This window comes from Faecalicatena contorta (assembly GCF_001404335.1).
Classification (GTDB): domain Bacteria; phylum Bacillota; class Clostridia; order Lachnospirales; family Lachnospiraceae; genus Faecalicatena; species Faecalicatena contortus_B.
In genome coordinates this window covers 1-21,552 of record NZ_CYZU01000073.1, presented here as the reverse complement: position 1 = coordinate 21,552, position 21,552 = coordinate 1, and the positions used below count along the sequence as shown (strand labels likewise).

The following is a 21,552-nucleotide window of genomic DNA, read 5'->3' as shown; positions in this document are numbered from 1 at the left end:
GGAACGCAGGACACATCCGGGCATTTCGGATGTGTCCTGCGCTCCCTCCCCCGTCAGTCTCACGGCAGGCTGGGCTGCATCCGACCGGGAGGGGAGCACAAACTTTATTTGTAACAGTTCAGGCAGGCATGAACTGTACCTTTATTATCAGATACTGCAATTTTCCAGTGCCGCCCCTCTTCCCCTGGAGAGAAACTTGTTGTATACTAATTCTAAGTATGCGGAGGAAAAATATGCTCATACGGGAGGATAAAACAGTGTATAAAGTTTTACTGGTAGATGATGAAATCCTGGTGCGCGAGGCGATTGGCGCAAAGATCGAATGGGGACAGCTGGGGTTTGAGCTGGTCGGCGACTGCGAAAACGGCAAGGATGCGATCGAATTTCTAAAGGAGACGCCGGTCGACGTTGTGCTTACGGATATCTGCATGCCATACATAGACGGCATGGGGCTGAGTAAGTATATCCATGAGAACCTGCCTCAGACTACGACCATTATTTTCAGTGGATACAGCGATTTTGAATATGCAAAGCAGGCGATTCAGTATAAAGTGGCCGAATATATTCTGAAGCCGGTTACTGCCAAGGAATTGTCCGAGGTGCTGAACAGAATCAGGGAGAAGCTGGACGGCGAGAGACAGCAGGAGCAGAAGCTGGATGAGCTGACGAAGGTATATCAGAGCTATACGAAGAATGAGGCACTGATCATATCCAGGGCGCTGTCGCGTCTGGTCAGGGGGACGCAGGACGTGGAGACAAGCCTGCGTGAGCTGGAGGAGTTCGGCATCACGATCAAAGGGGGATCTTACCGGGTGGCGGCCGTTGATATTGATGTGTATTCCGATTTGTATGAGACTGACGACGACCTGAAGAAGGAAAGCGCACTGATGTCCTTCGTTGTGGAGAACATCAGCAATGAGATTGTGAACAATCATAATGCAGGGCTGGCATACCGGGATTCCGACAACAGGGTCTGTATTTTGTTTCGGACAAATAAGCCAAAAGAGTATGCAGGTCAGGTGAATGCTATCTGCAGGGAGATTAAGTCTACCGTTTATGACGCAATGAAGCTGAGTGTTTCTATGGGGATCGGCAGCTATGTTACCTCTCTGGAGGAGCTTTACAAGTCCTACGATTCTGCCACAGCGATTCTCAAGTTCCGTTATACGAAGGGAACAGGTGTTATATTTGACTGTGAGGAGGCATTGCCGTCGGGGAATCCCATGGAGCTGGAACAGGATTTTAAAGACATTGCCGCTGCCGTGAAAGGGAAAGAGGAGACGGTACTTTATGAGATCCTGGATCATGTGGAGGACTGGATGCGGTCCGGTTATGTGAGCAGAAATAAGGCTGTGGCTTATCTTCATCAGGTACTCAGGATTATCTGCCAGACGGTGCAGGAGACAGACGAGGAGTTTTTGCTGAAGGATTCAGATATATCCGGTATAACAGATGCAAGGAACCTGGACAAGGCGATGAAGCTGATCCGGGAATATGCGGCCAGGGGGATGGATGCGGTTAACGCTGCCGGGCAGACGAGCGCGGAACGCCTGGCGGGTCAGGCGATGGACTATATCAGAGAAAATTACAGCAATCAGGATCTGGGATTGAATCATATCTGTGACTATCTGAACATCAGTACCAGCCGTTTCAGCAGCATCTTCAAGGAGGCCACAGGCAGGACCTTCACGGAAGTGCTTACCGGAGTCCGTATGGAGCGGGCAAAGCAGCTCCTCCGGCAGACAAGCCTTAAAAATTATGAGATCGCGGAGAAAGTGGGATTCAGTGATCCCCATTATTTCAGCATCGCATTTAAGAAAATGACAGGGAAAACTCCGAAGGAGTATGCCAGGGAGAGTTAATAAATGAAGAAAGAACAAGAACCCAGGACGATATTCGGCAGATTCAAGAGCATTCAGAGCACGATTATGGTTTCATTTTCTGTGCTGATGGTGATTGCAGTGCTGATCTTCCTTTTCATTGCATTGAACTTTACAAAGAATACGATCTATGAAAATTCGATCAATTATACCTCCCAGATTATCAAACAGGTGAATTATGATATCGATTCTTACATGGATTATATGCTGAATATATCATCGATCATTGCGGCAAACAGTGATGTTTCCTACTATCTGTATAATACGCAGCAGCCGGAAGAGGAATTGAAGGAAGAGAAGGAACGTATTCTAAGCCAGTTTAAAACCATTCGCAACAGCCGGAATGATATTTACAATATCGCGGTGGTAGCCGATAATGGGCGCAGTATTTTAAATGAAGGAGAGGATCAGTTTACCGAATATATTGACGTCCGGGAGCAGAGCTGGTACCAGGCGGCATTGTCGACGAAGAATCTGATCGCAATCTCTTCTTCCCATGTGCAGAATGCCATTAAGAGCAGTTATAAATGGGTGATTACTCTGAGCAGGCCGCTCGTAAACTACAAGACAGGTGAAAACGGCGGGGTGTTTTTTATAGACCTTAATTATAATGCCATCAGCTCACTGTGCAGTAACAATAATATCGGAGGTAGCGGCTACATCTTTATCCTGGATGAGAATGGAAATATTATTTACCATCCCCAGCAGCAGTTGATGTACGGCGGTCTGAAGACGGAAAATATCGATGAGATCATGTCCAGTACAAAAGACCATTTTCAGTCGGAAGAGGGCGATAAGCTTTATACAATATCCAAATCTGATATGACAGGATGGACCGTTGTAGGGGCAGCCTACACTTCGGAGCTGTTAAAAAATAACAAGCAGGCGCAGATGATGTACCTTCTGGTGGCGGGAGTTCTCCTGCTGGGGGTTATTGCGATATCCAGCATTATATCCAGAGAGATTACTAAGCCGATCCGCCAGCTCAGAGATTCCATGAGCATGGTGGAAGAAGGGCGGTTCGATAAGGCAAATGTGCCGGTCACCGCATCAAATGAGGTGGGAAGCCTGAGCAAATCCTTTAATGTGATGACAGAACGCATCCATACGCTGATGGAACAGAATGTGTACGAGCAGAAACAGAAACGGAAAAACGAACTGAAGGCGCTGCAGGCGCAGATCAACCCGCACTTTCTTTATAATACGCTGGATTCTATCATCTGGATGTCTGAAGCGGGAAGAAATGACGAGGTGGTACTGATGACTTCAGCGCTTGCCCGTCTTTTCAGACAGAGTATCAGTAATGACAAGGAGCAGGTTACGGTTGCCGAGGAGATTGAGTATGTGCGCAGCTATCTGACCATTCAGAAGATGCGCTACAAAGATAAGCTGGAATATTCCATTGATGTTTCTCCCGAGATCAATCATGTCATGATTATTAAGTTTGCCCTGCAGCCGATTGTAGAGAACGCGATCTACCATGGGCTGAAGTATAAAGACACAAAGGGAAATCTGAGCATACGGGGATATGTGCGGGGAAAGAAGGCCTATATCACGATTGCGGATGACGGAGTAGGGATGGAGGAAGCTGCCCTGGAGCATATTTTTGATGAAACAAAAAAAGAACATAAATCAAACGGTGTGGGAGTCCCTAATGTTCAGAAGAGGCTGAAGCTCTACTATGGACAGGAATACGGGATTTCTTATATCAGCAGGAAGGGGGTTGGAACAGTGGCAACCGTAACGGTGCCGCTGGAAGAGCAGGAAGATGATGAAGAAACTCACAGGTAAAACGCTTGTAACAGGAATGTTTTTATGTTGTATCCTCACTGCACTTTTTCTGATTATTTTCAACCTGCTGAGTATGCAGAGCCAGGATCAGAAAGTATATAAGGTGATCTTAATTCCCAAAACCATCGATGAGAAGAATGGCTTCTGGACATCTCTGATCGCCGGAGCGGAGCTGGGGGCGGAAGAGTTTAAGGCGGACATAGAAATCGTAGGGGGAAAGTCAGAGACCGATGTAGAGGGGCAGATCAGATGTATCCAGGAGGGGATTGAAAAACAACCGGACGCAATACTTGTCTCTCCCTGCAGCTATTCCGAGATGTCGGAGGCTCTTCAGAAGGTTGTGGATCATGGGATTAAACTGGTGCTGATTGATTCTGTGATAGACAGGGATATTGCACAGGGAATTGTTGCCACGGATAATTATCTGGCAGGCCGGGAACTGGGAGAGTTTACCCGGGGAATGGTGACAGACCAATCACAGATTGGGATAGTGGCCCATGTAAAGGGCTCATCGACCGCTATAGAGCGGGAAAACGGCATGAGAGAAGGCCTGGGTGAATATGAAAATCAGATTATGGACGTCGTGTTTTGCGGTTCTTCCTATGACAGAGCGTATAAGCTGACTGTGGATATGCTGGAAAAGTATCCGAAGATGGCGGTTATAATGGGCACGAATGAATACTCGGCAGTAGGGGCAGCGAGAGCGGTAAAAGATTTGGGACTTAAAGGAAAAGTTAAAGTAGTCGGCTTCGATAACTCTATTGAGGAGATTCAGCTGCTGGAGGAAGGCGTATTCCAGGGGATTATTATACAAAAGCCGTTTAATATGGGGTATTTGGGCGTTGAACAGGCGGTCCATATCCTGGATGGTAAAAAGTACGAGAAAAATGTGGATTCGGGCTGTAAGATGATTACTAAAGAAAATATGTATGAGGAAGAAAACCAGCGCCTGCTCTATCCATTTACCGGCCAGCAGTGAAATCTGCGGCCTGTATAAAGTATCATGCAGTGGATCAATAATGGATACCTGGGGACGTTTTGCGGCACATGTCCTGAGGTCAGGTCTTCAGTGAAGCCGAAAAATAATGATATAAAAATAAAGAAGAAAAGGTTAAAAATTTACGGTCGGTATTTTACAGACTGTAATTTTTTAACCTTTTTCAGTAAAATTTTCAATTTAATAAAAAGTTCATAAATACTATACTATGAATAAATCTTGATTGTAAATGTTTGTTGACTCAGTTTTCTGTTTCTTTGGTGGATACTTCCGGATTGAGATAAGAATACTGAAGAGCCTGCTGGGTGTCGGTAGTAACAACCATTAAAAGGATATTACCGTTTTCAAGATACCAGACATCGCCGTAGTTGGTGGGATTCTCCGAGTCATAACCGCTTTCGCCGTAGGTATCTTCCACATCCTGATGGATTTTATTATAGGTGTCCTTCAGTGTTTCTTCATCGTCTGTACCGAAGGCCCAGGCAACACACATTAGTTTGTCGTTGTCGTCGAACATGTATTTTACGGTTCCGTCCTGATCAAGATAGTTCTTGGCGAACTCATAAGTGGTTCCGTTATATATGGATTCATAGGTTGTATAGTCATCGCCTTCCTCGGCGATCACATCTTCAACAGAGTTCTCCCAGGTCATCTCCGTAAATGGAGATTTGACAGCCTGCGGCTGTTTCTTACATCCTGTAAGAGCGGTTATGGCAAGAACGATAATCAGTGATACAGAAAAAAATGTACGTAAGTGTTTCATGTGAACCTCCTTTTTGTTGCTCATCCTGAGCGGCAAGATAAACGTATTATAATCATGTTTTTCCGGAATTGCAAGTGTAGCTTTCACGAAATGATATATAAGACGGGGAGAAGCGGGGATATGCAGATACGTACGAGACAGCATTTGAAACAGGATGAGAGAATTGATGCAGCATCTCTGAAAGCAGCAAGATTAAAGAAGTAGGAGGAAGAAAAGTGGAAAAGATTAAACAAAATCCTTTTGTAAAAAAGGTGGGGTTTAACAGGGTTGTGTTATGCTTTGTTTTGATTCTTCTGTACGGATTCTTCTGCGCGATGACGCAGGGAGATTTTGCAGGAATCAGCCGTATTCTGAGTGCCCTTAACTATGCATATTTTCTTGGATTTTTATCATTGGGGGTTACTTTTGTAATTGCAACAGGGGGAATTGATTTCTCCATCGGGCCGGTTATGTTCTGCTGTGCGCTCGTTTCCGGATTCAGCCTCATTACATATGGAGTCCCGATGCCGTTAGTTATGGTGATCAGTATTCTGGTCGGCCTTCTCTTCGGTATCTTCAACGGTTACTTGGTAGCATACTGGTCCGTACCGTCATTCATTACATCCATGGCGAGTATGAATATCGCAAAAGGCCTCGCATCTGTATTTACAAAGACACAGTCTGTAAGCTGGCCGCAGTCTTCCGCAGAGGGCGGATGGTACAGATATCTGGTTAAGATGGGGGGCATCCCGACAGGACTGATTATCTTCCTTATAGTGGCAATTATCTGTGCGATTATTCTGAATAAGACCAAAATGGGACGTTATATCTTATCACTGGGAAGCAATAAAGAAGCAGTAAGGCTTTCCGGCGTTAACGTTAAGAAATGGGAAATGACAGCATACGTAATCTGTGGAATTTTGGTTGGAATCGGAGCACTCTTCTATGTATCTGCTTACACAACAGTTCAGCCTGGATATGGCGATCAGTACAACAACGAAGCAATTGCAGGATGCGTAATGGGAGGAACTTCCATGGCAGGCGGGCTTGCTTCTATCAGCGGAACAGTAATCGGTGTGTTCATCATCGCTCTGCTGCAGGAAGGTATTCTGGCTCTTGGCTTTTCAAAAGATTATCAGCTTATTATTACAGGTATTATTGTTATTGTCGCAGTATTCAGTGATGTTGTCGCAAGACGCAGAAAGAACTAATAATGATACATGGAAATCTGAGAATGAAGAAATAGAAAGGCAAGGGTAAAAGAATGGGCGAAGTTATATTAACGATGAAAGATATTGATAAATCTTTCCCAGGTGTTCATGCGCTGGACCACGTAGACCTGGAAGTCAGAAAAGGTGAAGTCCTTGCGCTGATGGGAGAGAACGGTGCCGGTAAGTCTACACTGATGAAGGTGTTGACAGGTATCTACAAAAAAGATTCCGGTACAATTACATATGAAGGAAAAGAAGTAGAATTTTCAAGTACAAAAGAGGCGCAGGATGCAGGGATTGTTATTGTGCATCAGGAACTGAATATGCTGGGCCATCTGACGGTTGCACAGAACATCTTCATCGGGAGGGAGTTCAAAAAGGGCATCCGCATCGATGACAAGAGGATGAATGATGAGGCCAGAAAGCTTTTCCAAAGACTGAATATAGATATTGATCCAAGAGAGACCATGAGCAGGCTGACCGTAGGAAAGCAGCAGATGTGTGAGATTGCAAAGGCAATTTCCCATGATGCGAAGGTGATCGTATTCGATGAGCCATCCGCAGCGCTGACAGAGACTGAGATTCAGGAACTGTTCAAGATTATCCGTGATCTGAGAGAAAAGAACATGGGTATTGTGTATATCTCTCACCGTATGGATGAGATCAAAGTGATCACGGACAGAGTTACCGTCATGAGAGATGGTGCCTATGTAGGAACTCTGATCACAAAGGACAGTACAAAAGACGATATCATCAACATGATGGTCGGCCGTGTTATTTACGAAGATCCGAAGACCCAGAGCATGGTGCCGAAGGATGCACCGGTAGTGCTGAAGGTAGAAAATCTGAATGCCGGAAAGATGGTACAGGATGTGAGCTTCGAACTCCATAAGGGAGAAATCCTTGGATTCTCAGGGCTTATGGGAGCCGGACGTACAGAGACGGCGCGTGCGCTGTTCGGTGCGGACCCGATCGACAGCGGCAACATCTATATTAACGGCAAGAAAGTAACAATCAACACTCCGCAGGATGCGGTTAAAAATGGTATCGGTTATCTGTCAGAGGACAGAAAGAGATACGGAATCGTAGTACAGAAGACTGTTGCCGAGAATACGACAATGGCGACACTGGAAAACTACATGAGCGGTATCTTTATAGATAAGAAGAAAGAGAAAGAGGTTGCGGAAAAGTACGTAGAGTCATTGGCAACCAAGACACCGGATGTAGATCAGCTTGTAGTGAACCTGTCAGGTGGTAATCAGCAGAAAGTCGTTATTGCAAAATGGCTGACAAGAAACTGTGATATCCTGATATTTGATGAGCCTACCAGAGGGATCGACGTTGGTGCCAAGAATGAGATTTATAAGCTGATGAATAAGCTGGCAGCAGATGGAAAAGCCATTATAATGATTTCTTCTGAGATGACGGAAATATTACGAATGAGTGACAGAATCGTCGTAATGTGTGAAGGCAGGAAGACAGGTGAGCTGGATATTTCCGAGGCAACTCAGGAAAACATCATGAATCTGGCTACACGAGAGATAGAGTAGGGAGGATAATAAAATGGCTAATAATACAACAAAAACGGCTGGCAGAAACAGGTCGGTAATTGACAGATTGGGAGGGCAGAAATTCATTGTTCTTCTGGTTGTAATTGCTTTATTCATCTTCTTCTGCGCACTCAGCCCGAATTTTAGAAAGTATACCACTTTTCTTAGTATACTGGATTATTCATATTATATCACTTTGATGGCAATAGGGGTTGCGTTCCCGCTGATGACGGCAGGTGTTGACCTTTCCATTGGTACCGGACTTATCTGTTACTCACTGGTTGGCGGATACCTGATTACATTCCAGGGTTGGCCGACTTGGGCAGGAATCCTTGCAAGTATCGTATTCGGTATGGCAATCGGCGTTCTGAACGGATGCCTCGTAGCATTAATGGATTTACCGCCGTTTCTGGCGACGCTCTGTACCTGTATGATTACAAGGGGACTTGGTTCCATTATCGTTGGAAGAGTCGGAATCTCCTGGCCGGCAGCAGCTGCTGAGGGAGGATGGTTCAGAAGCATCTTCAAGATACAGGTGAACGATATGAACATTCCGATTGGTTTCCTGTGGATTATCATCATCGTAATCATCATGACTTTTGTCCTGAATCATACAAAGATCGGACGCTATACGCTGGCAATCGGAAGCAACAAAGAAGCAACCAGATTATCAGGGGTTAATGTTAAATTCTATCATATACTTACCTATGTGATTTCCGGATTCTTCGCAGGACTTGCAGCGATTTCCTATTCCGCTATTTTTGCAACGGTTCAGCCGGGAACAGGCGCCGGATTTGAGTTGGAGGCTATCGGCGGAGCGATCATCGGCGGAGTATCCATGTCTGGCGGTGCAGGAAGCATCACAGGAACGCTGGCTGGTGTATTTGTTATCTGTCTCTTGAAGACAGGTCTTCCGTTCATCGGGCTGACAGCAAACTGGCAGCAGATTATTACAGGTCTTGTTCTGATTGCGGCTGTACTTGTAGATATGCTCAAGAGGAAAAAAGACCAGGCATAACCGAAGGAGCGGAGGTAACAGAAATAAAAAGTTTCAGTAATCAAATTTTCAGTAGTAAACCTATTAATGATAGATAGCAGCCAGTGCCGGTTCCGGTTGGGGACTGGAGACGGCAGAGGGGCTGTTACTATAAAAAACCATTTTATGTCAGGAGGACAAAAATATGAAAAAGAAAGTTTTAGCAGTATTACTTAGTGGATGCATGGTAGCAGGACTGCTTGCAGGCTGCGGTGGAAAGAAAGAGGAAGCAAGCGACAAAGCAGCTGGCACCGACACAAAGACTGAGGATACAAGCGAAGGTTCCGACAAAGGCGGCGGAGATTACAGCTTCGAAGTTATCGTTAAGAGCTTCCAGTCATCATACTGGCAGGCAGCCGTACAGGGAATTAAACAGGCAGAAGAAGAACTGGGTGTTAAGACGAATACAACAGGACCAAACGCGGAGTCTGATATCGCTGACCAGGTAAACATGCTGACCAGTGCAATCAATAAAAACCCAGATGGTATCGCTCTTGCAGCTTGTGACCAGAATTCAGTTCTGGACGCTCTGCAGACAGCACTTGATAAAAAGATCCCGGTAGTTTGCTTCGATTCAGGTGTGCCGGATGCTCCGGAAGGATCTGTATACGCTACAGTTGTAACAAACAACGGCGCAGCAGGCGCTATTGCAGCTGATAAGATTTATGAAGCAGTAAAAGACAAAATTGCAGATGCTAAAAAACCAGTCAGAGTCGGTGAAGTTAACCAGGATGCAACATCTGCCAACATCACAGAGCGTGGTCTTGGATTTATCAACAGATTCAAAGAACTGGCTGAAGCAGACGGAAAGAAAGTTGCAGTTGTAGGAAATGACTACTTTGTAGGTAAAGTAGAAAACAATGGCGATGAGAAATCAGCAGATGTCATCATCGAAGTTGCAGTACCGGCTCAGACAACAGTTGAACTGTGTGCTACAGAGGCTTCTAACATCATGAACAAAGACGACACAATCGCTATGTTCGGTTCAAACCAGGTATCTGCAGAGGGTGTTCTGACAGCAAACCAGAACCTGAGCGTATTAGGAAGCGATCCTGAGAAAAACATTATCGCAGCTGGATTCGATGCTGGTTCTACAATCAAAGCAGCAGTTAAAGACGGAACATTACTTGGCGCTGTTACACAGTCTCCTCTGATGCAGGGTAAATTATCTATCGAAACACTGTATAAGATCTGCGAAGGCGAAACAGTAGAAGATATCGAGACAGATGGTTACTGGTATGATTCCACAAATATGGAAGAAGCAGACATCGCTCCAAACCTTTATGACTAATTCATAGAGGTACAGTCGAATAAACTGTAGTGATTCAGGAGGAACCGGGGGTGTCCCGGTTCCTCCTTTCTAAAAGACATCCCGTTTAAGGAAATGAAAGTAGATTGAGATCAGAAAGAAAAGGCGCAGGAGGAGAGATATGCTTCAGGGGATAGAAACTGTCTTTGATAATAAGGAAAAGATGTTGGGACATCTGAAAAAGAAGTCCTATGAAAAGAACACGGCTGAATTTCTTGAAAGGAACGGACATTATTTTCAGGAAATGGCAGAGTATGTCGCTCAGGCAGAGGACAAAGAAGCTGCCGCCAGGGAAATTGGGGAATGCCTGGTGAAGGCAGTGAATGATCACTTTTCTAATAAGAAGGGAAAGATTGACTCCCGTACGCAGGTAGATTTGAATTTCTTTATGATCTACTACGTTTTTCCGTCAGTTCTGGGGCTGGAAGGGGATGACTCAAACCTGATTGCAGAGGGGATCTGCAAGGTATGGGGAAAGAGTTTTAAAGAGAGTAATATTCAGTATACGGATTATGACTCATTATATCAGTCTTTCCGGGAAAAGATTTTTGGTATTTTCTAAGCGGCCCGATGCGTCAGACAGAGACGGGAGGCCTGCCTCTGTCAGTTTTCGGCATAAAGGTGTGGTATGTATCAAAGAGGTTGTGCGGACATCAGAGGAATGTAGATAGAATAAGGAACGCCGATGCATTCGGTGTTCCTTTTATTTTGCTGCTTTTCACTGATGAAGTTGTGAATAGCAGAGAGAAAATTTTAACAAATTGTTAAATATTTAAGAAAATGTTAAATTATGATGGCTTTTATGTTAAGATAGAACCAATAACATAGAATTGAAATCAAAAAGAGTGACATACAATTGGAGAAAAGATAACATGGAAAACTGGAAGCAGGAGAGAAAGGCGAGGCGTAAGAAGCAGGTTCGCAGGCAAAAGCAAATATTAGCGGCACTGCTGCTTATGATCGTATTTATAGTATCAGCAGCTCTTAAACCAGAGACTAAGGAAATTGTTAATAATACTGTCCAGGCAAAAGAAAGTAAAGAAGTTAAGAATACTACGAAAACTATTACGAAAAAGCGGACCCTTGAACAGGTGAAAAAAGATGCTGAAGAGAAGGGGTATCCTGCTGATGTAATTGGGTTATTGGATAAAAATGAAGAAACACTAACATTTGTAGATAACTACGGGACGAAAAAAAATCAGGCATATGCGGATAATATAGAAAAAGATTTGACGCCAGGAGAGATTCCGCATCTGCTTCAATGGGATGAACGCTGGGGATATGCTTCTTACGGCACAAGCATTCTCGCAGTCAGCGGATGCGGTCCGACCTGTATGGCGATGGTTGTGGCAGGGCTTACGCAGGATTCCTCTGTTACACCTGTGAAGCTGGCTCAATATTCGATGGAACACAATTATGTGGACGAGGCGAATGATACATATTGGACATTTATGGAAAATGCGGGTACTGATTGGAACGTAAACTGTTATGGCGGAATGCTGGATGAAGAGCAGCTGAAAGCGGAACTTGAAGCAGGACATCCGATTATCTGCAGTATGGGGCCGGGGGACTTCACCCAGAACGGCCATTTTATAGTCATGACAGGTTATCATGACGGATATGTCAGTATAAATGATCCTTTCAGTATAACCAGAACGGAAAAAGAATGGGTGTTTGGAGAGATTGCAGATCAGATTAAAGCAATGTGGGTCTATTCGGTAAATTAATTTTGGCAGAATATAGGTTTTCAGTTGTAATATAAGATTAGAATTAATGAAAGTGTAAATCAAGGCAGGATTACACTTTCTTTTTTATGATATAGGAAATTTCTCTGGAATTTTCTATATCATAAAAACCCTCCGGGGGATGCACACGCCGCCATAAGGTATATAGCCGCAAGGCGGCATCGCGGCGGCGCCAAAGTGTGCAAGCCCCTCATGAATGAGGGGATAGGGAGTTGAGGTGGGCTTGCCCACTTTGTTCCGCTCAGAGAAGAAATTGTCAAACAACAGGAGCACAAGGCATCGGGTATAAATGATATGTCGCCGGTCAAGTAGACAGGCCACAGAAATGTTATGTTGCGAAACGGGTTCATAATTGTGCTAACACGATACCAATTGAACTTGAAGAGGCCGTGCTGCTTGAAGGATGTGGAAGATTTAAGCTTTTAGGGAAGATTGTGGTTCCCCTTCTTAAGCCAATACTGGCAACTGTAGCGATTTTAGATGCACTATGGACATGGAATGAATTCAATATATCACTCCTGATTTTACAAAAAAATGTAGTTAAGACAATTCCGCTGCAACAGTATGTATTCTTTGGTGAGCATGCATCAAATTATAATATGGCATTTGCAGCAGCTGTCATATCAATGCTACCTATTGTTATCTTCTTTATTTTGGCTCAGAAGAAGATTGTTGCAGGTATGACAGCCGGAGCAATTAAGGGATAAAATTATATGAAGAAAATCTTAGAAGTAGAAATTAAGGACGATATCCTAACTTTGGCATCAGATATAGTATATGAACAAAAGTTAGACTGGTGTAATGCGACAGTGCGACCTTTGAAATTATCGCTAATTCGTCCAAGAAATTATTTTAATTATGACTGTAGCGCCACATATCCTTTATTAGTATGGATATGCGGCGGGGGATTTGCAGGTGTTGACCATAATGTGTGGGTGCCGGAATTAGTATATTTTGCTAAGAGAGGTTTTGCAGTTGCATGCATCAGCTACAGTGTAAAAGACGAAACTCGTTTTCCTGAACGCGAAACTGAAGTGAAAAGTGCAATCCGGTATTTAAGAGCCCATGCAGGTATGTATAATATTAATACAGATCATATTGTAATCATGGGAGAATCCGCCGGAGCTTATCTGGCAGCGTTTACTGGTCTTACAAATAAAGAACAGGAGTATGAAAAAGGCGATAACCTTAATGAGGATAGTTTTCTCATTACGAAAGTGCTGGCAGGCAATTTGTGGATCGGAACAAACAAAAAATGACTTCTATAAAATGGCAGCTGTTACAGACAATGTTTCCGAACTCTTCCCTCCAGCTTATATATCAGATGCCGGTGTAAATTCATTTTCGGAACAGGCTAGAAGATTTTATAGTAAATTAAATACTGTTGGTGTTATGGCAATGTTGAACATTTATTCTGGAAACAATCCGGAAATTTCTCATGGATTTGAATGCATTGATACTGTATATTCTAGGGATAATGCAAATAAAATGATTGCTTTTTAAAAAAAAGTATTAAATGATTGATAATATTTACGCCAGAAAAGAGTGTGCAAGGAGGAAAAATGAAAACAACATATTGGATCTGGTATCCAGCTGATTTTGAGCTCTATCATGCAATGAAACAGAATTTTAGCCGTGTGGAAAGAGGACTAGGATGGCCGGCATTCTGGAAGAGCGAAGGATTTAGGAACAGAGTGGTATTTCGACGTACATATTCGCTTAAGAGAGAGACGGCATTCACCGTATATTCAAAGGCGATTGGTTTTATTTTGGTAGGAGAAAAGAAAGATCCATTTGGCAAGATGATTACCTGCGGGCCTGGAAATGTGAAGATATCAGTGCACGCTGGATGCATCGAGTGTTTTCCAAGTATTTATATAGATAGATCACTGTTATTATAGCTGTCAGCCAGATGAAAAGACAGGCAGATGTCCCAGATGTGCGGTTCATTTTGCATATATTCCCGGGGTGAAAACTGGTGAGGCCAGCATACGGGCGGTTACATTCTGTGAGGAGTGCGATCCAGAAGTATCTGAGGAAGATCAGTATGATATGTACGGAGACCGATTTGGATATAAATATAGTGAAGCAGTTTAATTTTCATGTCAATCGCTTCATGAAGGTTCTTGCTTTGAGTGTGTTTATGTATTTCAGGGGAGTGCGGAATTTTGGCTGTTAGATAAAAAGTTTCAATTAAAGCCCGGTGATTTTTTCTTTCATGCACCGGGGGATGCCTATGCAGTTAGTGCAGAGTCTAACAGCATTGTTATTAATATGAATATGAGGAGAAGCTATATTTATAAAGCATACCCAAGGCTTTTTTTCCAGTGCCCGCTGGCACTGAATTTTTTTGACAGTCATTCCGGGGGCCGAGAATCTGAAACAAATCTCTTTTCGGAAGATAGGTATGGTGTATGATAATATTCTTGCCTGTGGCATGAAACCATATGTTGAATTATCATTTATGCCAAAGCATCTGGCTTCATCAGATGCCAAATGCGGGTTTTATTATGGCGGCTGTATTGCACCGCCAAAAGATGAAAAAGAATGGACAGACTTTATTTTATTGTTTGTAAAGTACCTTCTGAACCGCTATGGCGAAAAAGATGTGGAAAGCTGGCCCTTTGAGATATGGAACGAGCCGGATGTTTTTGTGTTTTGGGCAGGGGCTAAAGAGCAGTATCACCGATTATATGAAATTACGGCAAAGGCAGTCAAGGCTGTAGACAGCAGAATCCAGGTAGGGGGACCGGCGGCATCAGGCAGTAAGTGGGTAGGATGTTTTATAAGATACTGTGAAGAGCAACAAGTGCCTGTTGACTTTATCTCCAGCCATCAATATGCAGGAGATCCGATCGGCGGTGTGAACGCCTCCTCAGACTTAGAAGCGGAAGAATATGCGGAGGCTGTTGCAATCGGCTTAAATGGGAATACCAACTTATTTGACGGGCTTGAAGGCGGTAATCTGATTGATGGAATTCGCTGTCTTATGCCGGACAAATCTGAAATTATGGAAATACCTAATACAGGGTTCCGTCAAAATGCTGCAATTGTGAGAGAACAGGCTAACGGACGTCCGGTCTATTATTCGGAGTGGAACGAAAACGCTATTTTTTCATGATATAGGAAATTGCAGAGCGTATTTCCATATGTAAAGAGGGTACAGCAAAAGCAGCAATACTGCGTTTTAGGGCTCGGCTCACATGCACTGCCTGTAAGCGAGCGGATTCATCTGCACTTGTTTTTTGAAGCACCGTATAAAGGTATTGGCAGACTGAAAGCCAACCTGCTCTGCAATATCCGCAATTTTCATATCGGTGTTGATCAGCAGGTCTTTTGCTTTGTTAATCCGGAACGTCAGCAGTGTCTCATGGATTGTTGTTCCGGTATTTGTCTTATAAAGCCTGGAAAGGTAGTTCACATTTAAATGCACATGTTCCGCGATATCATCAAGAGAGATCGCATTCTGGTAATTTATAGTAATATAATTGTCTACTGCTTTCAGGGTTTCTTTCGTGGATTCATCTATCCTTTTTTCCGAAGCATTGCAATTTAACAAAATGTCAGTCAGTAGATCCGTAATAATCTTGTTTTGAATAAAACTGGAACGGATACCGGCGATAAAGGAAATATTAATGTTGTGTTCGATACACGTACGGATATTGTCTGTGCTTTTAAAATGCAGTACGCGGAATTCCGGTGCGGATATCATGGTATAGTAGGTTTCTGCCGCCCTGCCTGCAAAACGCAGATAATAAAGCTCCCACGTATCCTCTTTTGTCCGGTAAGAGTGGGGGATATTACAGTCGATGAGGACAACAGAATTGGTATCCAGGGTATAAGTTTTATTATTGATATCCAAAATTCCACAACCCCTGATTGTGTAGATAATAAGATAACCTTCTAAAACACGGTTCACAGTATAATAATTCCGGTTGCAGAAAAAGTGTCCGGAGCAGTAAGAGAAGAAAGGCATACTCTCTGTTTTCTCAGAAAAATAGAAGATTGTGCTGTAAGAATCTTCGCCAATATCCAGATTATATTCTCTGTTTGCTTCTTTAACATTCATAGTAGATCCTCCTGTTCTCTTTTTTTGAGTCTAGCACAATTATGTGCAAAATGATACGAAAAACAAGCAAAAAGAAAGCAGAACTATACAATAAGTCAAAAAATGAAGCCGTGAAGTCAAAAAACAGCGATGATTTGAGGTGAAATGTGTGATAACATCTGGATATAAACTAGAAAACGGACAATCGATTGTAAACAGTTTTCCAAAAAAACAGGAGGAAATCAAATGAAGAACATGAAAAAGTGGATGTCGGTTATATGCAGTGCAGCGATGATCGCCGGTCTGGCAGCCTGTGGAGCAAAGGATGCAGGGACAGAAGATAAGGGTAAGGAGCCTGCCGGAGAAAAAGAGAAGTTTAAGGTGGCGTTTGCCAGCCTGTGTGAGGATAATGATTTTGGAATTTCATCAAAAGAGAGCTTTGTGAAGGAAGCCGAGGCCATGGGCTGGGAGCTGGTTGTTCTGAATAACAATTATGACGGAGCCACGGCAATTCAAAATATGGATACAGTACTGACCCAGGAGTGCGATGGCTTTGTCAATTTCCAGGTAGATGCAGGGGTTGCACAGACAATTGCCGATATGGCGACAGAGGCAGAACTTCCGATGATTACCGTTGACTGCCCGCACCCCGGTATCCCGTTTTTCGGAGCAAACAATAAGGAAGCAGGGCTGATCGTCGGAAATGCACTGGGAGAAAAAGCGGCGGATACATGGGAAGGCAAGGCAGATCTGATCGTCCTCTGCGGCGCCCCGGGTTCCGGGGAGGTGGTAGATCTTAGGATGCAGGGAATTGCCATAGGTATCAAGGAAACATTAAAAGATGAGGATATTGAAGTCCTTGAACTGGATGGAAAGAGCGAGATTGAGACATCCCAGAAGGTCATAGCGGATGTGCTGACAGCCAACCCGGATAAGAAACATATCCTGATCGGATGCCTGAATGACCAGAGTGCACTTGGTGCATATAATGCGGTAGAAGCAGCGGGACGAGAATCCGATGTATACATAGGAAGCCATGGGTGTGACGCTCCGGCGATTGAAAACCTGAAAAACAAAGAAGAGAACTGCTGGATTGGAAGTGTTGCATATTTCCCGGAACGTTACGGCGAATATCTTGTACCTCTGATGGATGATCTGCTTCATGGCAAAGAGATTCCGGAAGAGAGCTTTCCGGACCATGTATTTATTGATAAATCCAACATTGACGAGTATTACTAAGGCCCGGGGAGGTGGGAATATGGACAAGGAGCAGACCTTATTAGAGATGAAAGGCATTATAAAGGTATTCCCCGGCGTGAAAGCATTGGATAACGTGGATCTGGAAGTGAAAAAAGGTGAGGTACTGGCCCTGCTCGGTGAAAACGGAGCAGGGAAGTCCACTCTCCTGAAGATATTGTCCGGCGCCTACCAAAAAGACGAAGGAGAGATCTTCATTGAGGGGCAGAGGTGCACGATAGACAACCCTTCGGATGCGTACAACCTGGGAATCCGGATTATTTATCAGGAATTAAACTATATTCCGGACCTTTCCGTGGCAGAAAACATTTTCCAGGGTAATCTTTTCTATAATAAGTTCCATTTCGTGGACTGGAAGAAAACAAATGCAGAGGCCGGGAAACTACTGGAAAAAGTGGGGCTGCATATTGACGTGACCCGTCCCATCGGGGAACTGTCGGTTATGGAAAAGCAGTTGATCGAGGTGGCAAAGGCGCTCAGCACGGAAATGAAAATTCTGATCATGGACGAACCTACTTCTTCTCTGAATGAAAAGGAAGTAACCAGCCTTGTGAAGCTGGTCAGGGAGATTGCGGCAAAAGGGATCGGCGTAATCTTTATATCCCACAGGCTGGAAGAACTGTATCTGGTGGCGGACAGGATCACCATTATGAGAGACGGCCAGTATATAGGCACAGAGGATATGAAAAGTGTTTCAAGAGAGCAGCTGATCCGGATGATGGTAGGCCGGGAAATGAAGGATATGTTTGTAAAGGAAGCGGCCAAACCGGGAGAAATTGTCTTTGAGGCGAAGGGAATTACAACAAAAGCAGTCACAGATATTACCCTGCATGTGAAATCAGGAGAAATCCTTGGAATCTATGGACTGATGGGCGCGGGAAGAGAAGAGATGGCGGAAACATTTTTCGGTCTGCACCATATTACATCAGGGAGCCTGTTTATGGAAGGAAACCAAATTAAAGTGGATCATCCCAGAGAGGCAATTGCACGTGGAATCGCCTATGTGCCGGCGGAAAGAAAGAGCGACTCTCTGATTCTGATACAGACGGTTCGGGAGAATACGACAATGGCATCACTGGACAAGATTACGAAAAAAGGAATCATCAGCCGGTCAGAAGAAAGCCGGATTACGAAGAAATGGATTGAAAAGTTCGGGATCAAGACACCTACAGGGGAGACCGTCATAGAAAACTTAAGCGGAGGCAACCAGCAGAAGGTGGTCATGGGGCGTTGGATGGAAATGAAGCCCCGGCTTCTGATTCTGAATGACCCCACAAGGGGCGTAGATGTGGGAGCCAAATCCGAAATTTATAAAATCATTGACGAGCTGTGCAGGGCAGGAACGGCAATCATCATGATCTCTTCGGATATGTCGGAATTGCTGTCCATGTCAGACCGGGTGGCTGCCATGTCGGAAGGAAGAATCTGCGGGGAACTGTCCAGGCAGGAAGTAACACAGGAAAAATTAATGGAATTAGTAGTAGGAGGGAAATAGGGTGTTGAAACAGACGAAAGTGAAAAAGAAATTGACGACAGAGGTAGCCCTCTTAATTGTCCTGGTAATTATGCTTATTGTGTTCAGTATATTGTCTCCCTATTTCTTTTCTCTGTCCAACTTCATGAAGGTGGGGCTTTATACGGCCCAGATGGGAGTTATGGCAGGAGGGATGACGCTGGTTCTGCTCTCAGGCGGGATCGACGTATCCGTGGGATCGGTGATGGCGCTGGTCGGAATCATAGCGGGCCTCATCATGCAGTCGGGAGGCAATACGTTCCTTGCAGTGGCAGCCGGGATTCTTGCAGGAGGTGTCTGCGGGCTGGCGAACGGGATGATTATTACAAAAGGACATGTGAATGCGTTTATAACGACATTGGGCACGATGACAATTATACGCGGTCTGGCACAGATATTTTCGGGAGGAAAGACAATCCTGATCCAGAATACTACATACAATGCAATTGGCAGAAAGTATATATTGGGAATTCTGCCGCTGCCCGTATTGATTATGATCGTGGTATTTATCCTGTTTTGGTTTATTCTGAAATATACAAAGTTCGGCCGTCAGGTCTATTCCATAGGTGGGAATGAAAAATCGGCATATCTGTCCGGAATTAAAGTAGTTCCTACCTACCTGTGGATCTATATTATCATGGGATTCTGTGCAGGCATATCAGGAATTATGCTGTCCGCACAGTCGGGCGCAGGAATTCCCAGCGCGGCGGCAGAGATCAACATGGAGACCATATCAGCCGTCATACTGGGCGGGACCAGCTTGTCGGGAGGAAAAGGCAAACTGATCGGAACCGTGATGGGGGTATTGATACTGGCTACATTATCAAATGGCCTGAACCTGCTCTCCGTGCCATCCTTCTACCAGGAGGTAATCAGAGGTGTTGTACTGATTATGGCAGTGATTTTTGACATGATGAAAGAACGGAAGAAAGACTAATAGAAGAAGGCGAGGAAAACGATATGAATTCAAGAGAAAGAGTAATGCGCGCATGGAAGCTGAAGGAAGGAATGCCGGACAGGATTCCGATACAATTTGATTTATGCAGGAGCCTTCAGGATCACTTTGCACAGGAGCTGGGAGTGGAGTCCAGGTATACGGATAACATATTTGAAGACGTGACCTATCGGATCAGCGGCAATGAAGTACGGCTGGCCATGGGAAGCGACCTGGTGATTGTCGGAGCGAGTGAGGCCGCAGAGTTCCAAAAAGTAATTGAAGCAGACGGAACCTGGTACAATGAATACCATCAAAAGCTGAAGCAGGGCCCTCTTTACGTAGAAACGGTAGAATTCCCCCTTGCGGAAGCCGAGACAAGAGAGGACATCGACGCATTTGAGTGGCCTGACCCACACGACCCAAGCAGATATATTGACGCCGAATACTATGTGAAGAAATATAAAGACGAGTATTTGGTGATCGGGGATATTGAGGTCACAATTCTGTCCCTGGCACAGCAGTTGGTCGGTATGGAGAAGCTTCTTGTGGATATGGCCATGGAAGAGGAATATGTGGAATACCTGTTTGAAAAATGCGCAGAGTTCCAGACCGAGATAGGAAAAGAACTGATACGCCGTGGAGTCGATGCCATCTGGGTGGGAGATGACTTTGGTTCCCAGACCAGCCTTCTGTTTTCTCCTGATATGTTCAGAAACATGCTGAAACCGTATTATGTTCAGATGATAAAAGATTTGAAAAAAGAGAGAGAAGATATCCTCTGCATCCTTCACTGTGACGGTGCCGTAAAACTGCTTCTGCATGATATCAAGGATATTGGATTTGATGTATTTAATCCGGTACAGCCCGGAGTACCGGGACATTCCCCGAAAGAGCTGAAAGATGAATTTGAAGATCTGCTCTGCTTCTGGGGGGCAATCGACCAGCAGTATCTATTGCCTAATGGTACAGATGAAGAGGTTGAGGCAGATATCAAAGAAAAGTGTGAGGTGCTGGGAAGAAACGGAGGATATGTCATCTCGCCGGCCCATATTATACAGGTCGATGTTACGCCTGAGCGAGTGAAGTTCTTTATAGAAAAAGCAAAACAATATGGTAGATATGAATAAGGAGGAACGGAGTATGGAACGACTTCTGATGGTGATAAAGGTGAAACCTGAAATGCGAAATGCATATATTGCAATCCACCAAAATCCATGGCCTGAAATGCTGAAAGCAATCAGGGATGCAGGATTCATTAATGAACTGATCTGGTACTTTGAGGATCAGTCGATTATCTACTTTGAATGTGAGGACGGAGATTATGAGGCGGCAAATGAGAGACTGAGGGCCACGGAAGTGTGTAAAAAGTGGGATCTGACGGTAGGGGCTTGGTTTGCGGGGGAGGGGGTAATGCCTGGGAAGATCTTCGAATTAAATCGGGATTTAGCGACGAGCTTTAGCCTCGGCGCGGATGGGGACGCTCCATAAAGGGATAGCCGAAAACCTCCCGGAGAACATCCATGTCCTTTCAAAAAC

The 21,552-nt window shown here is 44.4% G+C and carries 21 protein-coding genes and 1 pseudogene; 20 read left to right on the top strand and 2 right to left on the bottom strand.

The features are described from left to right. Positions 1–257: 257 nt before the first annotated feature. The 3 genes from ARB69_RS23180 to ARB69_RS23170 are packed head-to-tail and all read left to right on the top strand — an operon-like array spanning position 258 to position 4,650. Positions 258–1,862 (top strand): response regulator, encoded by a 1,605-nt coding sequence (locus ARB69_RS23180; RefSeq protein WP_050640839.1) that lies wholly within the window; start codon positions 258–260, stop codon positions 1,860–1,862. A gap of 3 nt (positions 1,863–1,865) precedes the next feature. Continuing rightward, positions 1,866–3,671, top strand: coding sequence for a cache domain-containing sensor histidine kinase (locus ARB69_RS23175; RefSeq protein ID WP_055155145.1), 1,806 nt, complete (start codon positions 1,866–1,868; stop codon positions 3,669–3,671). Next, positions 3,649–4,650 carry a substrate-binding domain-containing protein gene (locus ARB69_RS23170; protein WP_083487191.1) on the top strand — a complete coding sequence of 334 codons (1,002 nt, stop codon included), beginning with the start codon at positions 3,649–3,651 and terminating at the stop codon, positions 4,648–4,650. The genes ARB69_RS23175 and ARB69_RS23170 overlap by 23 nt, the downstream gene beginning before the upstream one ends. A gap of 259 nt (positions 4,651–4,909) precedes the next feature. Here ARB69_RS23170 and ARB69_RS23165 read toward each other — a convergent pair whose 3' ends face one another. Then, positions 4,910–5,431 (bottom strand): hypothetical protein, encoded by a 522-nt coding sequence (locus tag ARB69_RS23165; protein ID WP_025656528.1) that lies wholly within the window; start codon positions 5,429–5,431, stop codon positions 4,910–4,912. 215 nt (positions 5,432–5,646) lie between these two features. Here ARB69_RS23165 and ARB69_RS23160 point away from each other — a divergent pair, with 215 nt between their 5' ends. From ARB69_RS23160 to ARB69_RS23110, 12 genes and pseudogenes are all read left to right on the top strand, one after another. After that, complete coding sequence (locus ARB69_RS23160; protein ID WP_055155143.1) at positions 5,647–6,621, top strand: ABC transporter permease; 975 nt, start codon at positions 5,647–5,649, stop codon at positions 6,619–6,621. Between the two features lie 53 nt (positions 6,622–6,674). Next, entirely contained in the window at positions 6,675–8,171 is a 1,497-nt protein-coding gene (locus ARB69_RS23155; protein WP_025656530.1) for a sugar ABC transporter ATP-binding protein, read from the top strand. A gap of 13 nt (positions 8,172–8,184) precedes the next feature. Next, the gene (locus ARB69_RS23150) at positions 8,185–9,189 is read left to right on the top strand and encodes an ABC transporter permease (protein ID WP_025656531.1); all 1,005 of its coding nucleotides are present in this window, start codon (positions 8,185–8,187) and stop codon (positions 9,187–9,189) included. A 163-nt stretch (positions 9,190–9,352) separates the two neighbouring features. Beyond that, positions 9,353–10,498 carry a substrate-binding domain-containing protein gene (locus ARB69_RS23145; protein WP_055155142.1) on the top strand — a complete coding sequence of 382 codons (1,146 nt, stop codon included), beginning with the start codon at positions 9,353–9,355 and terminating at the stop codon, positions 10,496–10,498. Between the two features lie 139 nt (positions 10,499–10,637). Next, on the top strand, positions 10,638–11,078 hold the full coding sequence (locus tag ARB69_RS23140; RefSeq protein ID WP_050640098.1) for a hypothetical protein: 441 nt from the start codon (positions 10,638–10,640) through the stop codon (positions 11,076–11,078). Positions 11,079–11,388: 310 nt separating this feature from the next. Beyond that, positions 11,389–12,243: a C39 family peptidase gene (locus ARB69_RS23135; protein WP_055155141.1), complete on the top strand. Its 855-nt coding sequence runs from the start codon at positions 11,389–11,391 to the stop codon at positions 12,241–12,243. 383 nt (positions 12,244–12,626) lie between these two features. Further along, on the top strand, positions 12,627–12,968 hold the full coding sequence (locus tag ARB69_RS23130) for a carbohydrate ABC transporter permease (RefSeq protein WP_082202903.1): 342 nt from the start codon (positions 12,627–12,629) through the stop codon (positions 12,966–12,968). Positions 12,969–12,974: 6 nt separating this feature from the next. Further along, positions 12,975–13,520: an alpha/beta hydrolase gene (locus tag ARB69_RS23125; RefSeq protein ID WP_055155140.1), complete on the top strand. Its 546-nt coding sequence runs from the start codon at positions 12,975–12,977 to the stop codon at positions 13,518–13,520. A gap of 10 nt (positions 13,521–13,530) precedes the next feature. After that, a complete protein-coding gene (locus ARB69_RS23120) occupies positions 13,531–13,764 on the top strand; it encodes a hypothetical protein (protein WP_055155139.1) in 234 nt (77 codons plus the stop codon). 59 nt (positions 13,765–13,823) lie between these two features. Beyond that, positions 13,824–14,162 carry a hypothetical protein gene (locus ARB69_RS23115; protein WP_050640093.1) on the top strand — a complete coding sequence of 113 codons (339 nt, stop codon included), beginning with the start codon at positions 13,824–13,826 and terminating at the stop codon, positions 14,160–14,162. A 223-nt stretch (positions 14,163–14,385) separates the two neighbouring features. Next, a pseudogene (locus ARB69_RS28525) lies at positions 14,386–14,679 on the top strand (hypothetical protein); the annotation flags it as partial. Next, positions 14,612–15,382 (top strand): GH39 family glycosyl hydrolase, encoded by a 771-nt coding sequence (locus ARB69_RS23110; protein ID WP_278314209.1) that lies wholly within the window; start codon positions 14,612–14,614, stop codon positions 15,380–15,382. The pseudogene ARB69_RS28525 and the gene ARB69_RS23110, both read left to right, overlap by 68 nt. A gap of 78 nt (positions 15,383–15,460) precedes the next feature. Here the strand turns inward: ARB69_RS23110 and ARB69_RS23105 are convergent, their stop codons facing one another. After that, positions 15,461–16,330 carry an AraC family transcriptional regulator gene (locus ARB69_RS23105; RefSeq protein ID WP_055155137.1) on the bottom strand — a complete coding sequence of 290 codons (870 nt, stop codon included), beginning with the start codon at positions 16,328–16,330 and terminating at the stop codon, positions 15,461–15,463. Between the two features lie 225 nt (positions 16,331–16,555). Here ARB69_RS23105 and ARB69_RS23100 point away from each other — a divergent pair, with 225 nt between their 5' ends. From ARB69_RS23100 to ARB69_RS23080, 5 genes are read left to right on the top strand one after another with little or no spacing between them, the layout of a single operon-like run. After that, the gene (locus ARB69_RS23100; RefSeq protein WP_050640090.1) at positions 16,556–17,548 is read left to right on the top strand and encodes a sugar ABC transporter substrate-binding protein; all 993 of its coding nucleotides are present in this window, start codon (positions 16,556–16,558) and stop codon (positions 17,546–17,548) included. 19 nt (positions 17,549–17,567) lie between these two features. Continuing rightward, positions 17,568–19,061, top strand: coding sequence for a sugar ABC transporter ATP-binding protein (locus ARB69_RS23095; protein ID WP_050640089.1), 1,494 nt, complete (start codon positions 17,568–17,570; stop codon positions 19,059–19,061). A gap of 1 nt (position 19,062) precedes the next feature. After that, positions 19,063–20,016 (top strand): ABC transporter permease, encoded by a 954-nt coding sequence (locus ARB69_RS23090; protein ID WP_050640088.1) that lies wholly within the window; start codon positions 19,063–19,065, stop codon positions 20,014–20,016. Between the two features lie 23 nt (positions 20,017–20,039). Then, positions 20,040–21,143 carry a uroporphyrinogen decarboxylase family protein gene (locus ARB69_RS23085; RefSeq protein ID WP_070102528.1) on the top strand — a complete coding sequence of 368 codons (1,104 nt, stop codon included), beginning with the start codon at positions 20,040–20,042 and terminating at the stop codon, positions 21,141–21,143. 13 nt (positions 21,144–21,156) lie between these two features. Next, positions 21,157–21,504: an L-rhamnose mutarotase gene (locus ARB69_RS23080; protein WP_050640086.1), complete on the top strand. Its 348-nt coding sequence runs from the start codon at positions 21,157–21,159 to the stop codon at positions 21,502–21,504. Positions 21,505–21,552 lie beyond the last annotated feature (48 nt).